Raw genomic sequence first — 20,757 nt, forward strand, 5'->3', positions numbered from 1 at the left:
TGAATAGAATTGAACAAAAGGCTTAAAATAAAAGTTGGACAAAGAATTATAAAGTAGTAAATTTATATAACTGTGTAGTTTATTAATGTATAGGGTTTTATGAGTGGTTTTTAACTACCATAATTGATGATAGAGAAATTAAACAAACAGTTTCTTCTCTAATTGAAATAATAGTAAGATATCAAAAGCATTTCCTTAATGAGTAGGATACTATAGTATGTAAACTAATTGGTTACATATATAAAGTTATGCTTTTTAGTAAGGCTAAAATTTTAACTTTCAAATACCTAATCAAAATGAAAATCAAACTATTTATTTTAATGGTCTTTTTGACAGATCTGACCTTTTCTAATATCCCCATTCTTAAAAATAATGGGTTATTAAGTTATAATGGAAATGAAACACAAGAAGAGATTATTCTTGAATTGATACAAGAGCAACAACTTCTTAAACTTACTGTATTAAGTGACAACAATCAGACATATAATACAACTTATGATATTAATGCTGTTAAGCAATTTCGCTTTGTTAATAAACAGCATATGGATGTGATCACTATAGACGAAGAATTGTCGATTCCTACAGAGACGATACACTATGATGATCGCATAGGAAACATTAGAGAAATGGAGGCAATGCTCAATTTAGTAACCTATATTGATGTAACGCACAAAACTGTCAATAATGGGTTTTGGGATGATCCTAATACATGGGGAAATGGATTAGTTCCAGCTACAGGAGCAAGAGTATTGATTGCAAAAGAACATACAGTAACGATAAGGCAAGATGAAAAAAATGCGTTTAAAACAGTAAGAGTTGATGGTGTTTTAAAGTTTGATGAAGATAAACATACAGTGTTTAGAGTCAATACTATGGTAGTTGATATGGGTGGACACTTGATTATAGGAAATAAAACACATCCTATAGCAGAAAATGCATCAGCTAGAATTATTTTTTCTAAGCTTACAGATTTTGAAATAAATAATCAAGAAAGTCCAGATTATGATCCACATCGCTTAGGGTTAGGGTTAATTAGTCATGGTGTAACTTCGATATATGGGACACGAAAAACAGGATTTACAACCTGTAATGAAATAACAGCAGGAGCATCTTTCGTGGTCGTAGATAAGTTACCTCAAGATTGGAATGTAGGAGACAAGATAGCAATTGCAGGTGTAACATATGATGGTAAGGGAGATGAATCAAGGCTTATCGCTAGTTTAAATTATGCGAGTAATACTATTACTTTTGATAAACCCTTAGAAAAAGAACATAAAACCTTAATCCATACCAAAGCAGATTTACAATTAAAAATACACATCATCAATTTAACCAGAAATGTGACATTTGAAACCTCAGATAAATTGAGTCAACGTACTATTAAAAAAGGAATTGACTTTAATGGGAGAGGGCATATCATGTTTATGCATACAAATGATGCAGCTATACATTATGTAGCATTTAAACATTTAGGGCGTACCGATAAGCAAAATAAAATGATTGGGGTTAAATATGATGAGAATGGTAATATAGAGGCTCCAGCATTTAACCCTGTAGCGCGATATCCAGTTCATTTTCATAGAGCAGGAAGTCAAAATCCAGGAATTGTAGAGGGGTGTGCAGTAGAAGATTCTCCAGGATGGGGATATGTCAACCATTCTTCATATGTTCATATAAAAAACAATGTGTTATATAATGTAAGAGGAGCAGGTTTTGTTTCAGAAGCAGGAAATGAAAAAGGAAGTTTTATCAATAATATAGCAATAAGAACGATCGGTAATGGAAGAGAAAACTTAACTGCCTCTTCAAAATTCACAGCAAATTTTCAACGTAACATCAATAATTTTGGATCAGCAGGAGATGGTTTTTGGTTTCATTCATCAGATCTAGAAATAGATAATAATGTAGCATCAGGTTTTACCGGAAGCGGAATGCATATATGGGATCAAGGTATAGATGGGGTAGACCATAAATCAAATGGATTACTCACTGCATTTCATATAAATAATACAACTTCATATGGAGGTCATACAGCTTTAAATATATCTTTTGTAGAAGCTCCAATTCATACAGGAATAGATGCAAGACATATGATTAAGAATGTTTTAGGTTGGAATGTTAGTAGAGGAATACGACGTAAATATTCTAAACATATCAATTTTGTAAATACAACTTTATTGAATGATATTAATAAGCCGTACGGAGATGCGACAAGTACGCATAGCAATGGAAGGCATAACCTTTTTTTCAATCCATATATAGAAGGGTTTGTAAGAGGAATGGATTTTGAACATAGAGAAGAAACCGCAGGTGTTTATGGAGGATATATCAATACTGCGGTGAATTGTTATATTAATATTAGACATTCAAGATCTCAAAATGTAATTTATAAAGATATAAGCTTTGGTACGTTAACACCAGAAGCTTTGGCTACCATTGATACAAGTTCGCTAGGTTTTGATGGTAATCAATATAATTATTTAGGATTTCTAGCAGTACCAGGTAAAGTTGATGAAGGTTTTGTTGATCCAGAACCCCAAACCAAAGATGGTAAATTGTCTCAAATGTATATTGTAAATGGAACATCAATTAAAAGAGCATTATTAAAAGAACAACAACATCCAGATTATATTCCGTGGACAAATCAAAGCGATCCTATAGCTTGGCAAAACCAGACAAACAGACAATTATTTGAATCTTTAAATCCAGAAGCTCAAAAAGGAGTGGTTTCAGGAGAATTTTATGAACTTAATGAAGTAGAAGAACCTAATAGTTCTCGATATAAAGGAATTAAATTAAAAGGAGCTTCTAATGAAGAACTACCTTACCTTCCTGTGCTAATTGATTCTATTCAAGATATTGAAATTCCTAAAGGAGAAAGCTTAAGTTTTAACCTTTCAGAAGTTTTTATTAATCCTAATATACAGCATTTTGTGAATTCAGTTAGCAATAACACCATACCTATGAATGTGAGTACAACGATTAATAATAATATACTAACAATACAAGGTTTAAAAGAAGGAGCCTCAGTAATTACATTACAATCATATTCAGATGTTTTTCAAAAGACGTTAAATAATACATTTAAAGTAACGGTGACAAAAGAGGTTGAAGCACCTTTTGTAGAAGAAGATAATGTGATAACAGCATATAATACACCGATTTTAATAGATGTGTTAGCAAACGATTCAGCATCTATTACAGCAATAGTAGGGGTTACTGAAGCATTAAATGGAACCTTAGAAATTGTATCAGGAAATAAATTAAAGTATACACCACATGCAGATTTTTCGGGAAATGATGAGGGAATATATACTGTTGAAAATCAATTTGGAGGAGAAAATACAGCTAAAGTAACTATAGTAGTTAAGCCTATGGTTTATGATTTTGAAATTGAAGTATTAGAAGGAACAACTATTACATATGATTTAGAGCATTCTATAGACATGACGACAATGGCTAATTATGGAGATGTAGTAATAAAAGAAAATACAAAATTAGAATATACACAGTCAAATGATCAACATGAAGGATTAGACCAATTTACGTATACAATTAACGGAGAAACAGGTGTAGTAAATGTAAATATCATTAAAGTAAATCAATCAGACTCGCAAGAAGTTGAACTTTTAGGAGATGGATTTGAATCCGATGATTTATTGACAGAAGGGTGGGAACATATACAAGATACAGGAAGTTTAGTTGACATAAAAGGACATCATTCATTTGCCTATTCTGGAGATCACAGTTTAAGAGTTCGAAAAAAAGGAAAAGTAGAGAATGCCGTGTCGACAAAAGGATATAAAAACATAAAAGTTTCTTTTGCTAGAAAAACAGATGAAGGTTGGAATCTTTATGAACAAGGTGCAATAAGATATCAATGGACTGTTGATCAAACTAATTGGAATGTTTTTCATACAGATAATAGTTATCATGAAAATTATGAGGTTTTTGATTATAAATTACCAGAAGAAGCATCGGATAACGAAAATTTTATTTTTGGAATTCATGCTGATGCAAAAAAAAACGCACAACGTTCTTATATAGATATTGTAAGAGTCACAGGAATGCCAATTGATTCTAATGATTCAAGAAAACCTATCATGTACATAGAAAATAACATGAATGGGCATTTAAATTTAAACTTTGCTAGTTGTGATAGCGAGTACAAAACCATAGCTATTCAAAATATAGGTACAAAACCTTTGTTATTAAACAATATAGATATGAATTTAAATGAAGGATTTGAACTGATAAATCATCAATTAACAAAAACGATATTACCTGGAGCGTTTTTTAATTTAGAAATTAAAAGTAATCCTAACGCTATACATAATACTGGAGTGCTAACTTTTGATACTAATGATATAAATCAATCATCAATGACTATAGTATTTAATAATATCATGTCATTAGCTATTGAACAAAATGAAAATATACTATCAACAGCAAAGATAATAGGTGCAAATTATCAATGGTATCAATTGATCAACGGAGAGCCAATAGCTATTAATGGAGCAAATAGTAATGTATTAGCAATAACAGCGTCAGGAGAATATATAGTGAAAGCGATTTTTGAAAATGGTTGTGAGATAAATTCAGATGAAACAATGGCTTTATTTGAAGAGCTTTCAAAAAACACAATGAGGAATAAGAATTTTAATATTTTTCCTAACCCTACATATTCAAATGTAACGATTATGACTAAAAAAGAATCAATACAGAGTATTGAACTTTATGATTTATACGGAAAAAAAATATGGAGTAAAGATCATATAAATCAAACAAGAATGGTTCTTCCGTTAAATCAACAACAAAAAGGACTGTATTTCTTGAAAATGAATACAGCTAGTCAAACCTATGTAAAGAAAGTTATAAAACTATAAAGTTTGAAAATAATATAATATAGACAAAGCCTATGTAATTTACATAGGCTTTTTTATAAAAAAACGAGTAGAATTCTTAATGTATTACAATTGAATTCGTTTCATTGTTATAACAGCATCATTTACCATAAAAGCTTTAGGTTGCATAGCATCTGTTCTGGGGATAAGGTTAAAAAATGAATGCTTTTGTAAATCATAAGATATTTCTTTAAAAGTCAAATCCAGATTGTCATTTTCTTTTATACTTAAAGCAATGATGAGGTCTTTATTTGTATCAGAGAGAGTATAATTTAAAAGTGTACCTCTCTTTTTCTGTATAAGGAATTTGTCATTTTCATTATTAATAATAGCGCCATTAACCGAAAGCGATTTTAACGAAATTGGAGTGTTTGTATAAAGTTTAAATGTGTTTATAGGACGATGTAAGTTTACCTCTAGAGTTAGATAGCGCATACCATCGATACTAAGATCATTTATAACACGATATTGAGCGGAAGTAAGTTTTGGGTAAGCTGTAGCAGGAACATAAGAAGCATAAGATAAATAATGCGATCTTTTTAACTCTTTAGGGATAGGTAATGGTGTCTTTCCTAGTTTTTGTTGAGTATAAGTATCTAATACCTTATCTGCAGTAACCCAATAAGCTTTTTGCTGATCAGTATCATATACATAGTTTAAACTATTAGGTTTTTTTTGATCTTTATTAAAGCTACTATTAAAAGAGGCTAGTAGTAGAAGAGCTACCGATAGACATAAAGAAATAGTAGATGAGACTCTAAGTTTTTGTTTAAAAATAAAAACAGGAAATAGAAGTCCAAAGAGCAATACAATAAGAAGTGCATTTATAGGTAAGAATTTTAAACCTAGACCTACAGGAAGCATTTGTAAAAAAGGAATACAAATATATACTGTTGGAATGGCCAAAAGAGCGCAAATGATTGTACTTATTTCAATTTTTAAATTAAAGATGAATATAAGCGCTATGGTAACTAAAATTGCATATACTGGTATAATCATAAAAGCAAAACCTTCCCAAGTATAAAGAATAATTAAATTAAGAATTAACCAAAAAACTATTGGAGCAATAAACAGATCCAAAGTCTTTTGTTTTTGAACGAAGGGATGGTAGACTTTAGTTAAGAGAAATACATTAAAAAATGCAAACATTAAAATATAGAAATAACCATTATAAGTAAAACCATGAGTGATTTCTTGATAATCTGGATGGATAGTAATTGATAATTCCCAGAGACCAAAAGATAGAGTAGGACATAAGATTAATGCTATTAAAAAAGGAATAAACCCTGTAAAGATACCTTTAACAGACAAGTATTGTTTTTTGATACCTAAGAGTAGTAGAACGATAAAAGATAAAACTGCAAAAATAAGCATAGGAGCTATCCATGAAAATGGATATTGAATGATTTTTATCCACGGAAAATTGACAAATACATGATCCATATCACTATCTAAGTTATCGAGATCTATAAAGGCAAAATGAGATAATATGGTCATTAAATTATCTCCTTGATGTAGTAAAGTTTGCCTATCTATTCGATCATAATTATCCTGCATGGTATGATAGTCAAAGTGATCATCTATAAAAGCAAAATTAAATCCGTTAATGTTGAGGTCTTCTTTAAAAACAGTAAGATCGGTATCATTAGGTAAGGTTTTGTAAATACTATACAGTAGTGAGTTTGTAATAGGATAATTAGGAGATGCTTTGATATATTCAGAAAGTAACTTTTCATTTTTTCCATTAGTTTCTATAAACATATAAGCAGGGCCACCACTACCACGACCTTCAAAATTAAGCACCAAACCTATATCTTTTGCCCATTCGTGATCCGCTACAAAAGCATTAGCCCCTAATAATCCTAATTCTTCGGCATCAGAGAAAAGAATGATGATGTCATTATCAGGTATTTTTTTTTGAGCTAAAAATGCACGAATACCTTCTAGAATAGTAACAATTCCCGAACCTGCATCGCTTGCACCAGGAGCAGATGCTAGAACAGAATCATAATGAGCTGCAAGTAATAAAGATTTCCCCTTTTTTTTACCTTCAATTTTTGCAATAACATTAGTTATAGTTGTAGCATCAACATTGTAATGTAATCTAGCACTTTCTGCTTTTTGAATTTGTGGTGATAGTCCAAGAGCTTTCAATTCGTTAAATAAATAGTCACGGACTTCATCATGAGCTTCAGTACCGACATGATGAGGTTTTTCTGAAATTACTTTCAAATGACGAAGCGCATTTGCCAAAGAATAGCTAGTAGTGTCTGTATCGACAGTAGTATCAATAGTAGGTTTTTGAGAATAAAAGCTCCAAAAAATTGTAGTCAATAAAATAACAATAGGAAGTATTTTTTTTATCATCTAATTACGAATAAGTATAGTTTTATTATACAAAAGTGCTAGATAACGTATAAAATCTATTGTAAAATATTGCACAAGCGTTATACTACAAGAAGTGCTTGTTGAAAATCAAGAGGATTTACACCTGTAAAACGTTTAAAGTATTTATAAAAGTGAGGTGTGTCATAGAATCCTGATGCTATAGCGACATCAAGAATAGGATAACCTTGTTTTAGCATAGACTTGCTAGTTTCGATTTTTTTTAAAAGGACAAAATTATTAGGTGTTAAGCCTGTTTCTTGTTTAAATAAACGAATGAACTTATACTTGCTTATACCAAATTGAGTAGCTGTTTTTTCTAAAGAAAAAGTTTCAAAAGAAGAAGTATTGATAAAATCTTGAAATAAACGTTGAGTACTTTTAGAAATAGGTTTTGCTTTGGCATATCTAGAAACTAGAAATTGCAAAGCAGTAGTTAATCTTTTTTCGAAAGCAATAAGGTTAGCTCTAAAGTTATGACATAAATAAAAGAGTTCGTTAAAAAGCTTTTGGTCATAAATAATTTTATCTTCAAAAAACACTTTTTGATGATTGTTTAAAGAAGCAAGCATATCTGGACAAACATAATAGGTGAAAAAAGAGTTCCCAGAAATAGCATTACAAGGAGTAGCGTGAACCTCATTAGGATTAGTAATGGATATAGTACCCATAGGAGCTTGTAGAAGCTTATCGTGTAATTTAGTATTAAAAGTAGCGTTTATGATCAATGAAATATTGAAAGTCTCATGTGTATGAAAAGGAAAATCTATAGTATGTGCATTTGCATGAAATAGTTCTAGATTATCAAGCACTTCAAGTTTATAATATTGGTTGGTAGAGGTATTCAATTAAATCAATGGTGTTATAGCATATTATATCAAATGTATGAAAATAAAAAAAGCGATAATCATTTGATTATCGCTTTTTTGCTCCTCCTCTTGGGCTCGAACCAAGGACCCTCTGATTAACAGTCAGATGCTCTAACCAACTGAGCTAAGGAGGAATGTTCTATTGAACAATTCTATATGTTGATTTCGGAAATTATCGGCTTCCGAGTTGCCTTTGTTTTTTTGCTCCTCCTCTTGGGCTCGAACCAAGGACCCTCTGATTAACAGTCAGATGCTCTAACCAACTGAGCTAAGGAGGAATGTTCTATTGAACAATTCTATATGTTGATTTCGGAAATTATCGGCTTCCGAGTTGCCTTTGCTTTTTTGCTCCTCCTCTTGGGCTCGAACCAAGGACCCTCTGATTAACAGTCAGATGCTCTAACCAACTGAGCTAAGGAGGAATGTTCTATTGAACAATTCTATATGTTGATTTCGGAAATTATCGGCTTCCGAGTTGCCTTTGTTTTTTTGCTCCTCCTCTTGGGCTCGAACCAAGGACCCTCTGATTAACAGTCAGATGCTCTAACCAACTGAGCTAAGGAGGAAGGCTGTTGCACTTTAAAGCGGTATCAGCTTTTTTGCGGTTGCAAATATAAGACTATTTTTAGATTATGCTAGCAAAAAACCAGATTTTTTTTAATTTTTTTTCTATTTGAAGAACCAGCGATACACGTCATTTCCGTTTGCATACAATAATAAAGATATAAGTAAAACAAAACCAACTATTTGTGCATACTCCATAAATTTGTCGTTAGGTTTTCTTCCAGAAATAATTTCGTATAATAAAAACATTACATGACCTCCATCAAGTGCAGGAATTGGTAAAATGTTCATAAAAGCAAGAATAATTGAGATAAATGCTGTGGTTCCCCAGAAAGCTTTCCAATCCCAAGTGTCAGGAAATAATCCACCAATTGCAGCAAATCCTCCTACTTGAGAAGCTCCTTTTTTAGTGAACACATATTTAAATTGAGAAACATAATCTCTCAAAGTCCAATATCCAAGAGAAATCCCTTTAGAAATACTTTCTCCAAAACTATAATCTATATGTCTCGATTTAATAGCTTCTTTGTCTGTAGATACCATTAATACACCAAGCTTATTGTCTTTAGATAAAGTAAGTTCAATGTCTTTTACTACACCATTACGTTCATAAGTAATTACAGCAACACTGTCGTTCTTTCTTTTATTATGTAAAGCATATGTAAAATCAGATTGGTATTGAATAGGATAACCACCTATTTTTAAAATCTTATCAGTTTTTAATATTCCAGCTTTATAAGCAGCACCTTCAGGATTTATAGTATCCAATCTAAAAGGATATCTAGGACTCATTGCAGGATAATGTCCAGAAGCAAAAATTTGCTTACCTATATCCTCTGGTAAAGTAATCGTTTCTTGAGTACCATCTTTATGTTTTACGGTAACCTTTTCTATAGAACGCATCATTAAGTGATGCCCTATATCAGTATCATCAAATAATGATTCTCCATCTACGGTTACAATTTGATCCCCTTGACGGAAACCGTAATCTTCTAAAGTTTTGCTTACTCCAAAACCGTATTTGATATCATCACCTTTGGCATAATTTTGACCCCAAGCAAAAACGATACAGATATATATTAAAACACCAAGAATGATATTTACAGTAACACCACCAATCATAATGATTAGACGTTGCCATGCAGGCTTAGATCTAAACTCCCATGGTTGAGGTGGTTTTGCTAATTGCTCTTTATCCATGCTTTCGTCAATCATTCCGGCTATTTTTACATAACCTCCTAATGGTAACCAACCTATACCATAAACAGTTTCTCCTATTTTCTTTTTGAATAAAGAATACTTAACATCAAAGAATAAATAGAACTTTTCAACCCTTGTCTTAAAAAGTTTGGCAGGAATAAAATGACCTAACTCGTGTAAAATAATTAAGAAAGATAAACTTAATAGCAACTGTACTGCTTTTACAAAAAATGGACTCATGTATTTTTTTTCAAATTTAAATCACGCAAAAGTAACCTTTTAAGGCTGTATTAAAAAGTAATAAAGTGATAGTTGTTTATATTTAATATTTTTTTAGCTAAAAAAAAGAATGCAAATCAACGGGATAAGCCGTAATTTTGCAGCCATTTTAAATAGCAAATCTATGCTTCAGTTTTTTTCTAAATACAAATTCTTTGCCATTGTTTTATTTGTATTATCTGCCATCATTATAAGTATTATCTACTCTGTTCTTAAACCTAATAAAGTATTACCTGTTTATGAACCCTATATGGTAAATCAAAAATTAGTAGACACAACAGTACAACACATTAGGAAATTTCATACCATAGCAGATTTTGAATTGATTAATCAAAACGGAAAAACGATTACTCAAAAAGATTATGCAGATAAAATTTATGTAGCAGATTTTTTCTTTACTACATGTCAGACAATCTGTCCTATTATGACAGGGCATATGGTTGAGATTCAAGAGAAATTAAAGAACGATAATGAAGTACTTTTACTTTCACATTCTGTAACTCCAGAAATAGATACTGTTGCACAATTAAAAAAATATGCGATACAAAAAGGAGTAAATGATAAAAAATGGAATCTAGTTACAGGTGATAAAAAGCAAATTTATGATTTAGCTAGAAAATCATACCTGGCAGCCGAGTCAGAAGGTGATGGCGGACCTTATGATATGGTACATACAGAGAATTTTGTATTAGTAGATCCTAGTAGGCGAATTAGAGGTTTTTATGATGGAACTAATCCAGATGAAATTGATCATTTATTAGAAGATATTAAAATACTTAAAGAAGAGCTTAAGAAAAAGCAAGAATAATAACACTTTAAATTTACTAATAAGTTAAAATTTAACATTAAGATAATATTTTAGCTATTTTTGCTTTTTGTTTAATTAATCTAAATAAGTTGAAGAGTACATTAGCTGCATTAGAAATAGGAAAAAAAGGAATTATTAAAGAAATAGCCTTGGATCAAGTTCCTTTAAAACTAATTGAAATGGGATGTTTGCCTGGTAGTGAAGTAGAATTATTAAGAATAGCACCTTTTAATGGGCCTATGTATCTTAATATAGAAGGAAATCATCTTGCTATGCGAAAAGAAACAGCAACTTATATTGAAGTTGAATTGATATAAACAATTTAGTTATCTCCCCCATATGACAAAGAACCTTAAAGTTGCTTTAGTAGGAAATCCTAATACAGGAAAAACATCTCTTTTTAATATTTTAACTGGATTGAATCAACAAGTTGGTAACTATCCAGGAATAACAGTAGAAAAAAAAGAAGGTAGTTGTAAATTAACAAATGAGCAAAAGGCAAAAATCATAGATTTACCAGGAACTTATAGCCTTAATGCTTCTTCTGTAGATGAAAATGTAGCTGTAGAAGTACTAAGTAATCCTAATCATTCCTCATATCCAGATCTTGCTGTTGTTGTTTGCGAAGTAGAAAATCTCAAAAGAAATCTATTATTATTCACTCAAGTAAAAGATTTGCAAATCCCTACTATTTTGGTGATCAATATGACAGATCAAATGTCAAAAAGAGGGATAACTATAGATGTTCCTGTTCTGGAAGAAGCACTACAAACTAAAATAGTTTTAACAAGTACTCGCAAGAAAACGGGGATAGAAGAACTAAAAAAAGCAATCTTAGATTATAAAAAAGTCGATACAGAGAAAAGTATTGATATCACAACTATTGATCCAGTTTATTTTAAAGAAATACAAGAAGCTTTCCCAGAACAAACTATATATAGATCATGGTTGATGCTTACTCAAGAATTTGGGATGAGAAATGTAGTTGCTAATACTATTTTTAAAGAAAAAGATCGTAATAGTCATAAAAAGTTACAGCATAAAGAGACTATTAAGCGTTATCAATTTATTAATAATGCGCTTAAAAAAGCTTTTACAATTAATAAAGAAAAAGCAACAGGTTTAAGAGCAAAACTAGATCATATATTAACACATAAAGTAGGCGGTTACATCATCTTTTTATTGATTTTGTTGTTAATTTTTCAAGCGATATACGATTGGTCATCATATCCAATGGATTGGATAGACGAGACCTTTGCAAATTTGAGCGAGTGGACAAAAGGAGCGTTACCAGATGGTGTTTTTACGAGCTTAATAGCAGAAGGAATTATACCTGGAATAGGAGGAGTAGTAATTTTTATACCACAAATAGCATTTTTATTCTTATTTATCTCGATTTTAGAAGAAAGCGGTTATATGAGTAGAGTGGTCTTTTTGATGGATAAAATCATGAGACGCTTTGGGCTGAGCGGTAAAAGTGTCGTACCATTAATATCAGGAACTGCATGTGCTATCCCAGCTGTAATGGCTGCACGTAATATAGAAAATTGGAAAGAACGATTAATAACTATATTGATCGTACCGTTTACAACTTGTTCTGCAAGACTACCAGTGTATTTAATACTAATAGCATTAATTATTCCAGAAGGTACAATTTTTGGGGTTTTTGGATTGCAAAGTATGACCTTAATGGGGTTATACTTATTGGGATTTGTCACCGCAATAGCAGCTTCGTGGTTATTAAACAAAATACTTAAAATTGAGAATAGAAGCACATTTGTAGTTGAGATGCCAGATTATAAAATGCCACTGCCAAGAAATGTGATAGTGACTGTGATCGAAAAAACAAAAGCATTTGTGTTAGGAGCAGGTAAGATCATTTTGGCAATTTCTATCATATTATGGGTATTGGCAAGTTATGGACCTGGAGAAAAATTTGATAAGGCAGAAGAAATTGTAACGACTGCATATCAAAACCAAGTCTCACAAGAAGAGCTGCAAGAAAAAATAGCATCATATCAATTAGAGCATTCTTATATCGGTTATATGGGTAAGACGATAGAGCCAGCAGTGAAACCTTTGGGATATGATTGGAAAATAGGGATAGCATTAATCAGTTCTTTTGCAGCTAGAGAAGTTTTTGTAGGTACATTGGCAACTATCTATAGTGTAGGTAGTGAAGATGAAGAAAAAATAAAAGATCGCATGGCTTCAGAAGTGTATGCTTCTGGCCAACCAGTATTCACATTTGCAAGTGGTATGTCCTTACTTTTATTTTATGCATTTGCCATGCAATGTATGAGTACTATAGCCATAGTTAAACGAGAAACAAATAGTTGGAAATGGGCAACATTTCAGTTGGTATTTATGAGTGGGTTGGCATATATAGCCGCATTAATTGCATTTCAGTTTTTAAAATAGAGAAGATAAGATGAGAATATTTTTTAATATAGTTTTATTCGTTGTTTTAAGTCATACTGCTTTTTCTCAAGAAGATAAAGCTATTATACTTAAAGGGCCTACCGACTGGAGGTATGAAAAAATAGCTTTTCCACTGGACTTTGCTCCAGATATTAACTATAAAGGATTTGAAGAATTACGCTTTGCGCCAGAAATGTTTAACAAAGGTAAAGCATATTATTTTACATATGTTTTTGTCATAGTATTAGAAGACAAAAAAACGATTACAACTGAAGAAATAGACGACTTTTTAACCCAATACTATAAAGGTTTATGCAAAGTTGTAGCGGATTCCAAAAAAATGACAGTGGATCTAAGTAAGATTAATGTAGAAACAACGAAGCATGAAGATCAGATTCATGCCCAGATACAATTCTTAGATACGTTTACAGACGGAGAAAAAATTGCTTTACAAATGGAAATTGATATCGTTAAGAAGAATAGTGATCTCGTATTAGTTTCGTTAGTATCCCCTAAAACCAAACAAAGTGAAGTATGGCATAAACTACACCAAATAAAAGAAAGCATAAAACTTTGATTATGGAGATACAAGAGATTCTAGTAGGTATTGTGTTTATATGGGCAGTTGGTTTCTTGATAAAGAAATTTTTCTTTCCTATAAGAAGAACCAAAAAGAAATCACAAATCTCATGCGGAAGTGATAATTGTGGTTGCCATTAAAACACAAGTACTTTATGATGTAGATTTAAGTTTAAATAATTTTAAAGGTTTACTACTAATTAAGAAAACCCCTATAAAAATTAAAATACAGCATAAAAGCTTATTAAAAGTAATATCTCCTTTATAACTAGATTCACTAGAAAGATAAGTGATTAAAGCAACCAGGAACATAGCAATTACAGGTTGTACATAAATATAGCTTCCCGATACAGAAGGTTTAACATATTGCAAGGCAAACATATTGAGTAAATAAGCCAAAAAAGTTGGTCCTACTATTACATAAAATAAGGCAATCCAATCTGTAGATGCATATATAGCAAAATCCGTTGAAAGTAATTTTTGAATGCCAAAAGGGAACATAAATATAAAACCATAAAAGAATACCCAACAGATAACAGTAATAGGCTTATAACGTTGCATTAATGGCTTAACTAATACTAGATAAAAAGAATAAGAAAGCGCATTAATAAAAACAAAAACATTTCCTAATAAAGAACCAGAACCCAATCCAGAGTTTCCTAAATAAATTAATAAAACAGCTCCTAAAGCCCCTAGAGAGACTCCAGTAATACGTTGTGGAGTTAAAGGTTCTTTCAAGATAAAATAACTAATGATTACTGTAAAAATAGGAATGGCTGTTACAATTATAGAAGCATCTACAGGAGAGGTCAAACTTAAACCATTCATAGAGAATAGCTGATTCATACAAACACCTAGTAACCCACATAGTGCTAAAAGACCATGTTCTCTTTTTGCAACAGTTTCTTTGATAAAAAGCTTAAGTATAAAAAATAAGATTCCAGCCCCCGCAATTCGTAAAAAAACAAGTGCAGAAGCCTGAATGCGATCTGGCATCAATCCTTTTGCTATAAGGTAGTTAGCGCCGTAAATAATGTTTACACTTAATAAAGCAGTATGTGCTTTGAGGGAATTTGACATCATTGGGCAAAGATGCTAAAATCTAGTGAAAAGATAGACTAGCTAACATTTATTTAACGATCAGCTCAAGAGTATATGAATCGGGATCAATTTGTTGACCAGAAATAGGGTAAGGATTAATGTTATAAGCCAAAATTTCTTGAGTATCGTCCTTAAGAATTGACTTTTCATTTTTAGGATGTATACCCTGTGCCCCAAAAGTCAATATCAATTCTTTAAGAAGTTCTTCTTTTTTATAAATAGCTATTTTAACTTTGGCTTGACCAGCCCAAACGCAATTTACTTTTTTAGGACATCTTGAGTCCTCAATAACTTCTAGTAATTTAATTTGATGTTTACCTATCTCAAATGATGTTTGCATAGGGAGTTTGGTAACTATTACAGGAGGTTTTGCTGCTGGATTTTGCTCTTGTGCGTAGAGCGAAAGCGAACATAAGAATAAAAGTAAATAACAAAAAGTCTTCATGATTAGGTGCGATTAAATATTTATCATGTTAAAGATAAAGAAAATAGCATGCCAAAAATGAAAATGACCCGAATTACAGTAGGAGATTACATACCCCTTTCTTTTTGGATTTGCTCGTAAGCTTTTTGTACTGTTCTAAATTTCTCTTCAGCACCTTTTACATATGCATCACCTAGATGTTGTACTTTATCGGGATGATATTTTTTAGCCATATTTCTAAACGCCTTTTTTACTTCGGCATTAGAGGCAGATTTGTCTATTTCTAAGATTTTATAAGCATTATCGGCAGACTTAAAAAACATAGCTTTAATACTTTCAAAATCATGACGACCTATTCTTAAAAAACCAGACATAAGTTCAATCTCTCTAGCTTCGGCTTCACTTACCACACCATCTGCATTTGCAATACCAAATAAAAAGTGAATGATTTGTAGGCGAGAAGGATATCGAGTACGTTGAGATAGGTAGAAACAAATACGTTGAGCAGAAACCTCTCTTTTCTTTATAACCTCATTAAAAGTTTTAAAAATGGCATTAGCATGATCTTTACCATAAGAAGAAACAAAATATTGACGCACATAAATGAGTTCGGTTTGGTTTACATGCCCATCTGCCTTAATAACAATAGAAGCTAATGACAATAAATTTAACTCAAAATCACCAGGACTTACTTCTTTACGAGTTTTAAATGCAGAATTAATAGACGATGATTTATTTGATGAGGCGCCATCAAATAAACTACCTAGTATAAATCCTAATAAAGCACCAGGATATCTAAAAAAAATAAAACCTAAAACAGCACCTGCCCATTTAACCATAAACATTTTTTTAATTAAATATACAATTTAAAGAACTACTAGAACCTTGCCATAGTATAATATGTCTTAAAATAAGCAGTCAATGTTACAAGAAAAGTATCTTTAATAAACAATTAATGACGACTTGGCAGACTCATCTAACTGGTATATAATTTGTATCTTTGAAATAGTACAAATTATAATAAAATAAAAGAACAATATATGTATCCAGCAGACTTAGTAAAACCAATGAGAGAAGACCTTACAAATATTGGTTTTGAAGAATTACATACACCAGATGCAGTGGATGAAGCAATAGCGAAAAATGGGACTACTTTGGTAGTTGTAAATTCAGTATGTGGATGTGCTGCAGCTAATGCAAGACCAGGTGCAAAAATGTCTTTGGACAATGATAAAAAACCTGACTACCTGGTAACAGTATTTGCAGGTGTAGATAGAGAAGCAGTAGACAAAGCAAGAGGGTTTATGATCCCTTTCCCACCATCATCACCATCAATGGCATTGTTCAAAGATGGAGAGTTAGTGCATATGCTTGAGCGTCACCATATTGAAGGGCGTCCGGCAGAGATGATTGCAGAGAATTTAAGAGATGCATACAACGATCATTGCTAGTAAAAAAACATACTAAATTACCTTAAAAACCGTTTGATATACAAACGGTTTTTATTTTTCTTAAAAAGATTGGTTTACACAAAATAAATTTAGACATTGCACCCCTTAATTTAAAGTAATTCTAAATTTAGAATAGCGTAAACGTCAAGAAGATGATTAAGAAAATTATATCTTACCCTCTTACAGTTATTTTTTATCTGTGTTTTGGACTCACTTTAGTAGTTTTTCATCCATTACAATGGTTAGGACTTAAATTAGGAGGAGCAAATAGTCATAGAAAAGTTGTAAATTACATGAACTTTTTCTTGTTGAGAAGTTTACATGTTTTAGGAACTTCTATACAATTTAAAAATACACACAAATTACCTCAAAATAGGCCATTCATCATAGCGGCTAATCATCAAAGTATGTATGACATACCTTTGATCTCATGGTTTTTGAGACAGTATAAACCCAAGTTTATCTCTAAAATTGAATTAGGAAAAGGAATACCAAGTGTATCTTTTAATTTAAAATATGGAGGGTCGGTATTGATCGATCGTAAAAATCCAAAACAATCATTACCAGCGTTAAGCAAATTTGGGAAATCATTAATTAAAAATACATACTCTGGAGTTATTTTTCCAGAAGGAACACGAAGCAGAAATGGAAACCCTAAAAAGTTTGCACATACAGGGTTAAAAATTTTATTTAAAAACGCTCCCGAAGCATTGGTAGTACCTGTGTCGATTAACAATAGTTGGAAATTAGTTAGGTTTGGAAGCTTTCCTATGGAAGTTGGGGTTAAACTTTCGTTAGAAGTGCAGGAGCCTATAGAAATAAACTCAGTAAACACAGCAGAATTGCTAGAAATCGTCGAAGACCGAGTTGTGTCGGGAATCGATAATTAAAACCCTTTAATTATGGCTTTAGATAATATTAGGCTAGAAGTAATGCAATTACTGGAAAAAAAGGTAGATACTTTTGTAGAAAAGTTCTTGATTCCAGTAGATAAAATTTGGCAACCAACAGATTTCTTACCCGATTCTCAAAATGAAGATACATTTTTTGATGAAGTAAAAGAACTAAGAGAGTTAGCCAAAGATTTACCATATGACTTCTGGGTAGTTCTTGTAGGAGATACTATTACAGAAGAAGCATTACCTACATACGAATCGTGGTTAATGGATGTACAAGGTGTTAACCAACATGAAGACGGAAAAGACAATGGATGGGCAAAATGGGTGCGCTATTGGACTGGAGAAGAAAATCGCCATGGAGATGTATTGAATAAATATTTATACCTATCTGGGCGAGTGAATATGATAGAAGTAGAACGTACTACACATCACTTAATTAATGATGGGTTTGATATAGGTACAGATCAAGATCCATACAAGAATTTTGTATATACAAGTTTTCAAGAATTAGCTACCTATGTATCGCATAACAGAGTAGCTAAAATGGCGAAGCAATATTCAAATAAAGCATTATCAAAAATGTGTAAGATTATTGCAGGAGACGAGATGCGTCACCATAATGCTTATAGTGAATTTGTAAAGAATATCTTTGAGGTTGATCCAAGTCAAATGATGCTTGCATTTTGCGATATGATGAAACGTAAAATCACAATGCCAGCACATTTCTTAAGAGAATCAGGAGAGTCTATCGGTACAGCATTTGAAGAATTCTCTTATGCGGCACAACGTATAGGCGTTTATACTTCTCAAGATTATATCGATATCATGAAAAAATTAATTGATAAATGGGAGATCGATAAGCTTACAGAACTTACAGATGAAGCAGAGCGTGCACGTGATTACCTGATGAAGTTGCCGGCAAGAATGCAACGTATTAATGATCGATTGGTAATTCCAGATGAAATTTATAAGTTCAAATGGGTAAATGAACCATCACTGGTAAGATAAAACAAAACCATTATAGATGACCGAAAACGAAATCATCGAAAAAACGATTTCATTTGTTAAAGAGACCCTTAAAGATGCCGAAGGCGGACATGATTGGTTTCATATCGAAAGAGTTTTTAAAAATACACAGTTAATAGCAGCGAGCGAATCAGTTGATTCGCTTGTTGTATTTCTAGGAGCATTACTCCATGATATAGCAGATTCTAAGTTTCACAATGGAGATGAAACAGTAGGACCTAAAGTAGCAAGGGCATTTATGGAGCAACTAGAGGTTAAAAAAGAAATAGTTGACCATGTAGTTTTAATTATAGAACATATTTCTTTTAAAGGAGGAAATAATAAACAACTATTTAAATCCCCAGAACTAGATGTAGTGCAAGATGCCGACCGTCTAGATGCAATAGGAGCAATAGGTATTGCTAGATGTTTTAATTATGGAGGATTTAAAAATAGAGCATTATATGATCCAGCTATAGCACCTAAATTGGATATGACCAAAGAAGAATATAAAGCTTCGACAGCACCAACGATTAATCATTTTTATGAAAAATTACTGTTGCTTAAAGATCGTATGAATACCACTACAGGGAAAAAGATTGCAGAAGAAAGACATGCGTTTATGGAAACTTTTTTAAAGCAGTTTTATGCCGAGTGGAATGGTGAAGTTTAAAATAGCCGTAATTGATCATCTTTGTGATATTGATGTAAACTACAATTAAGTTCAATTTTTTCAGCTTTAGGAAGATATTTTTTTCTGGCAATTTGAAATTGCTGTTTAATTTGATCAGCAATAGAACCAGAACCAATCATACGAGTGCCATAGTGACTATCATTGAGTTGACCATTATGGCACTCGGCTATTTGGTGAAGTATTTTGTCTTTGCGATCAGGATAGGTATGAGATAACCACTTAGAAAAAATTTCGCCCAGCGAACCATTAAGTCGCACAACAGTATAACCTACTTGTGTGGCACCACATGCAGCTACTTTTTTTACTAATGGGATAATTTCATGACTATTGATAGACGGAATAATAGGCGCAACCATAACATTAGTTGGAATTCCGTTTGCATTTAATTTTTTGACAGTTTCAAAACGCTTAGCGATACTTGCAGTTCTAGGTTCAAGAATCCTTCGTGTCTCTTCGTGTAAAGAAGTGATCGATATGTATACAGATACTAGACGATCTTGAGCCAATGCTTTTAAAATATCAATATCTCGTTGAATCAGCGCGTTTTTGGTAATAATACCTACAGGATGTTTATATTTCAAAAATAACTCTAAGAGTCGTCTAGTAATTTTTAATTTCTTTTCAATAGGTTGATAGCAATCGGTGTTTCCAGAAAGCACAATAGGGTGAGCTTCCCATTTTTTATGTGCTAATTTTTTAGCTAATAACTCAGGAGCATTTCGCTTAACTAAAATTTTTTTCTCAAAATCCAAACCAGCATCATACCCCCAATATTCGTGTGAATTTCTAGCATAGCAATAAATACACCCATGCTCACATCCTTGATAAGGATTTACAGAATAGCTCATCCCTACATCAGGACTGTTTACTTTATTGACGATACTTTTAGGAAAAACATCAATAAAAGAAGTTTGATGTTGCTCAACTTGTTCTCCTTCCAAAGCACAAAAATTTAAGAAATCATCACGCATTTCGTGTTTCAGTGCAGAAAAACGATTATGAGTGTGATGTTGAGCACCTCTACCTTTTATATATGAATCCGATTTCAAAAGTCAATATTAAAATGAATTACAAAAATAGGAAATAATCCAATTTAATTTGGATAAAATCCATAAAAAAGATTTGCAAACGTGTATTGGAGAATTGAACTAGATAAAAATTGCCTACCTTTAAG

17 protein-coding genes and 4 tRNA genes are annotated in these 20,757 nt (G+C 31.9%); 10 read left to right on the top strand and 11 right to left on the bottom strand.

The window, feature by feature from the left end; translation table 11 throughout:
* The first annotated feature begins 296 nt into the window (after nucleotides 1-296).
* Entirely contained in the window at nucleotides 297-4,886 is a 4,590-nt protein-coding gene (locus ACYEKI_RS06930) for an Ig-like domain-containing protein (RefSeq protein WP_459210446.1), read from the top strand.
* An 84-nt stretch (nucleotides 4,887-4,970) separates the two neighbouring features.
* Here the strand turns inward: ACYEKI_RS06930 and ACYEKI_RS06935 are convergent, their stop codons facing one another.
* From ACYEKI_RS06935 to rseP, 7 genes are all read right to left on the bottom strand, one after another.
* Entirely contained in the window at nucleotides 4,971-7,271 is a 2,301-nt protein-coding gene (locus ACYEKI_RS06935) for a M28 family peptidase (protein WP_459210447.1), read from the bottom strand.
* A gap of 80 nt (nucleotides 7,272-7,351) precedes the next feature.
* Nucleotides 7,352-8,137, bottom strand: a complete 786-nt coding sequence (locus tag ACYEKI_RS06940; protein WP_459210448.1) for a helix-turn-helix domain-containing protein — start codon at nucleotides 8,135-8,137, stop codon at nucleotides 7,352-7,354.
* An 81-nt stretch (nucleotides 8,138-8,218) separates the two neighbouring features.
* Nucleotides 8,219-8,292: transfer RNA gene (locus ACYEKI_RS06945), tRNA-Asn, on the bottom strand.
* A gap of 70 nt (nucleotides 8,293-8,362) precedes the next feature.
* Nucleotides 8,363-8,436 (bottom strand) — tRNA-Asn (locus tag ACYEKI_RS06950).
* Between the two features lie 70 nt (nucleotides 8,437-8,506).
* Nucleotides 8,507-8,580 (bottom strand) — tRNA-Asn (locus ACYEKI_RS06955).
* A gap of 70 nt (nucleotides 8,581-8,650) precedes the next feature.
* Nucleotides 8,651-8,724: transfer RNA gene (locus ACYEKI_RS06960), tRNA-Asn, on the bottom strand.
* Nucleotides 8,725-8,827: 103 nt separating this feature from the next.
* Nucleotides 8,828-10,162: an RIP metalloprotease RseP gene (gene rseP, locus ACYEKI_RS06965; RefSeq protein ID WP_459210449.1), complete on the bottom strand. Its 1,335-nt coding sequence runs from the start codon at nucleotides 10,160-10,162 to the stop codon at nucleotides 8,828-8,830.
* Between the two features lie 163 nt (nucleotides 10,163-10,325).
* Between rseP and ACYEKI_RS06970 the strand changes: the two genes are divergently transcribed.
* The 5 genes from ACYEKI_RS06970 (at nucleotide 10,326) to ACYEKI_RS06990 (ending at nucleotide 14,150) form a co-directional block, all read left to right on the top strand.
* The gene (locus ACYEKI_RS06970; protein WP_459210557.1) at nucleotides 10,326-11,009 is read left to right on the top strand and encodes an SCO family protein; all 684 of its coding nucleotides are present in this window, start codon (nucleotides 10,326-10,328) and stop codon (nucleotides 11,007-11,009) included.
* Nucleotides 11,010-11,098: 89 nt separating this feature from the next.
* A complete protein-coding gene (locus ACYEKI_RS06975) occupies nucleotides 11,099-11,326 on the top strand; it encodes a FeoA family protein (protein ID WP_459210450.1) in 228 nt (75 codons plus the stop codon).
* A 22-nt stretch (nucleotides 11,327-11,348) separates the two neighbouring features.
* Nucleotides 11,349-13,430, top strand: a complete 2,082-nt coding sequence (gene feoB / locus ACYEKI_RS06980; protein ID WP_459210451.1) for a ferrous iron transport protein B — start codon at nucleotides 11,349-11,351, stop codon at nucleotides 13,428-13,430.
* A 10-nt stretch (nucleotides 13,431-13,440) separates the two neighbouring features.
* Nucleotides 13,441-14,007, top strand: a complete 567-nt coding sequence (locus ACYEKI_RS06985) for a hypothetical protein (RefSeq protein ID WP_459210452.1) — start codon at nucleotides 13,441-13,443, stop codon at nucleotides 14,005-14,007.
* 2 nt (nucleotides 14,008-14,009) lie between these two features.
* Nucleotides 14,010-14,150 carry a FeoB-associated Cys-rich membrane protein gene (locus tag ACYEKI_RS06990; protein WP_459210453.1) on the top strand — a complete coding sequence of 47 codons (141 nt, stop codon included), beginning with the start codon at nucleotides 14,010-14,012 and terminating at the stop codon, nucleotides 14,148-14,150.
* Between the two features lie 12 nt (nucleotides 14,151-14,162).
* Here the strand turns inward: ACYEKI_RS06990 and ACYEKI_RS06995 are convergent, their stop codons facing one another.
* The 3 genes from ACYEKI_RS06995 to ACYEKI_RS07005 form a co-directional block, all read right to left on the bottom strand.
* Nucleotides 14,163-15,092: a DMT family transporter gene (locus ACYEKI_RS06995; protein ID WP_459210454.1), complete on the bottom strand. Its 930-nt coding sequence runs from the start codon at nucleotides 15,090-15,092 to the stop codon at nucleotides 14,163-14,165.
* A 46-nt stretch (nucleotides 15,093-15,138) separates the two neighbouring features.
* Nucleotides 15,139-15,555, bottom strand: coding sequence for a hypothetical protein (locus ACYEKI_RS07000; RefSeq protein WP_459210455.1), 417 nt, complete (start codon nucleotides 15,553-15,555; stop codon nucleotides 15,139-15,141).
* A gap of 86 nt (nucleotides 15,556-15,641) precedes the next feature.
* On the bottom strand, nucleotides 15,642-16,373 hold the full coding sequence (locus ACYEKI_RS07005; protein WP_459210456.1) for a TerB family tellurite resistance protein: 732 nt from the start codon (nucleotides 16,371-16,373) through the stop codon (nucleotides 15,642-15,644).
* A 201-nt stretch (nucleotides 16,374-16,574) separates the two neighbouring features.
* On the opposite strand from ACYEKI_RS07005, the gene ACYEKI_RS07010 reads away from it, so the two are divergent.
* The 4 genes from ACYEKI_RS07010 to ACYEKI_RS07025 all read left to right on the top strand — a co-directional run bounded on the left by ACYEKI_RS07010 (nucleotide 16,575) and on the right by ACYEKI_RS07025 (nucleotide 19,562).
* On the top strand, nucleotides 16,575-16,985 hold the full coding sequence (locus tag ACYEKI_RS07010; protein ID WP_459210457.1) for a BrxA/BrxB family bacilliredoxin: 411 nt from the start codon (nucleotides 16,575-16,577) through the stop codon (nucleotides 16,983-16,985).
* A 152-nt stretch (nucleotides 16,986-17,137) separates the two neighbouring features.
* Nucleotides 17,138-17,875, top strand: coding sequence for a lysophospholipid acyltransferase family protein (locus ACYEKI_RS07015; protein WP_459210458.1), 738 nt, complete (start codon nucleotides 17,138-17,140; stop codon nucleotides 17,873-17,875).
* Nucleotides 17,876-17,887: 12 nt separating this feature from the next.
* Nucleotides 17,888-18,892, top strand: coding sequence for an acyl-ACP desaturase (locus tag ACYEKI_RS07020; RefSeq protein WP_459210459.1), 1,005 nt, complete (start codon nucleotides 17,888-17,890; stop codon nucleotides 18,890-18,892).
* Between the two features lie 16 nt (nucleotides 18,893-18,908).
* Nucleotides 18,909-19,562: an HD domain-containing protein gene (locus ACYEKI_RS07025; protein ID WP_459210460.1), complete on the top strand. Its 654-nt coding sequence runs from the start codon at nucleotides 18,909-18,911 to the stop codon at nucleotides 19,560-19,562.
* Here the strand turns inward: ACYEKI_RS07025 and ACYEKI_RS07030 are convergent.
* Nucleotides 19,559-20,632 carry a PA0069 family radical SAM protein gene (locus ACYEKI_RS07030; RefSeq protein ID WP_459210461.1) on the bottom strand — a complete coding sequence of 358 codons (1,074 nt, stop codon included), beginning with the start codon at nucleotides 20,630-20,632 and terminating at the stop codon, nucleotides 19,559-19,561. The genes ACYEKI_RS07025 and ACYEKI_RS07030 overlap by 4 nt on opposite strands.
* Nucleotides 20,633-20,757: the final 125 nt, after the last annotated feature.

Origin of the sequence: Aquimarina rhabdastrellae, from assembly GCA_947387485.1 — a bacterium.
In the GTDB taxonomy this organism is placed as follows: Bacteria; Bacteroidota; Bacteroidia; order Flavobacteriales; family Flavobacteriaceae; genus Aquimarina.

What these genes read in the sequence shown, in the direction of transcription:
- ACYEKI_RS06930 (WP_459210446.1), top strand. Translation starts at nt 297, where the DNA reads ATGAAAATCAAACTATTTATTTTAATGGTCTTTTTGACAGATCTGACC.
- ACYEKI_RS06935 (WP_459210447.1), bottom strand. Translation starts at nt 7,271, where the DNA reads ATGATAAAAAAAATACTTCCTATTGTTATTTTATTGACTACAATTTTT.
- ACYEKI_RS07025 (WP_459210460.1), top strand. Translation starts at nt 18,909, where the DNA reads ATGACCGAAAACGAAATCATCGAAAAAACGATTTCATTTGTTAAAGAG.
- ACYEKI_RS07015 (WP_459210458.1), top strand. Translation starts at nt 17,138, where the DNA reads ATGATTAAGAAAATTATATCTTACCCTCTTACAGTTATTTTTTATCTG.
- ACYEKI_RS06990 (WP_459210453.1), top strand. Translation starts at nt 14,010, where the DNA reads ATGGAGATACAAGAGATTCTAGTAGGTATTGTGTTTATATGGGCAGTT.
- ACYEKI_RS06985 (WP_459210452.1), top strand. Translation starts at nt 13,441, where the DNA reads ATGAGAATATTTTTTAATATAGTTTTATTCGTTGTTTTAAGTCATACT.
- ACYEKI_RS07000 (WP_459210455.1), bottom strand. Translation starts at nt 15,555, where the DNA reads ATGAAGACTTTTTGTTATTTACTTTTATTCTTATGTTCGCTTTCGCTC.
- feoB (WP_459210451.1), top strand. Translation starts at nt 11,349, where the DNA reads ATGACAAAGAACCTTAAAGTTGCTTTAGTAGGAAATCCTAATACAGGA.
- rseP (WP_459210449.1), bottom strand. Translation starts at nt 10,162, where the DNA reads ATGAGTCCATTTTTTGTAAAAGCAGTACAGTTGCTATTAAGTTTATCT.
- ACYEKI_RS06970 (WP_459210557.1), top strand. Translation starts at nt 10,326, where the DNA reads ATGCTTCAGTTTTTTTCTAAATACAAATTCTTTGCCATTGTTTTATTT.
- ACYEKI_RS06995 (WP_459210454.1), bottom strand. Translation starts at nt 15,092, where the DNA reads ATGATGTCAAATTCCCTCAAAGCACATACTGCTTTATTAAGTGTAAAC.
- ACYEKI_RS07005 (WP_459210456.1), bottom strand. Translation starts at nt 16,373, where the DNA reads ATGGTTAAATGGGCAGGTGCTGTTTTAGGTTTTATTTTTTTTAGATAT.
- ACYEKI_RS07010 (WP_459210457.1), top strand. Translation starts at nt 16,575, where the DNA reads ATGTATCCAGCAGACTTAGTAAAACCAATGAGAGAAGACCTTACAAAT.
- ACYEKI_RS07020 (WP_459210459.1), top strand. Translation starts at nt 17,888, where the DNA reads ATGGCTTTAGATAATATTAGGCTAGAAGTAATGCAATTACTGGAAAAA.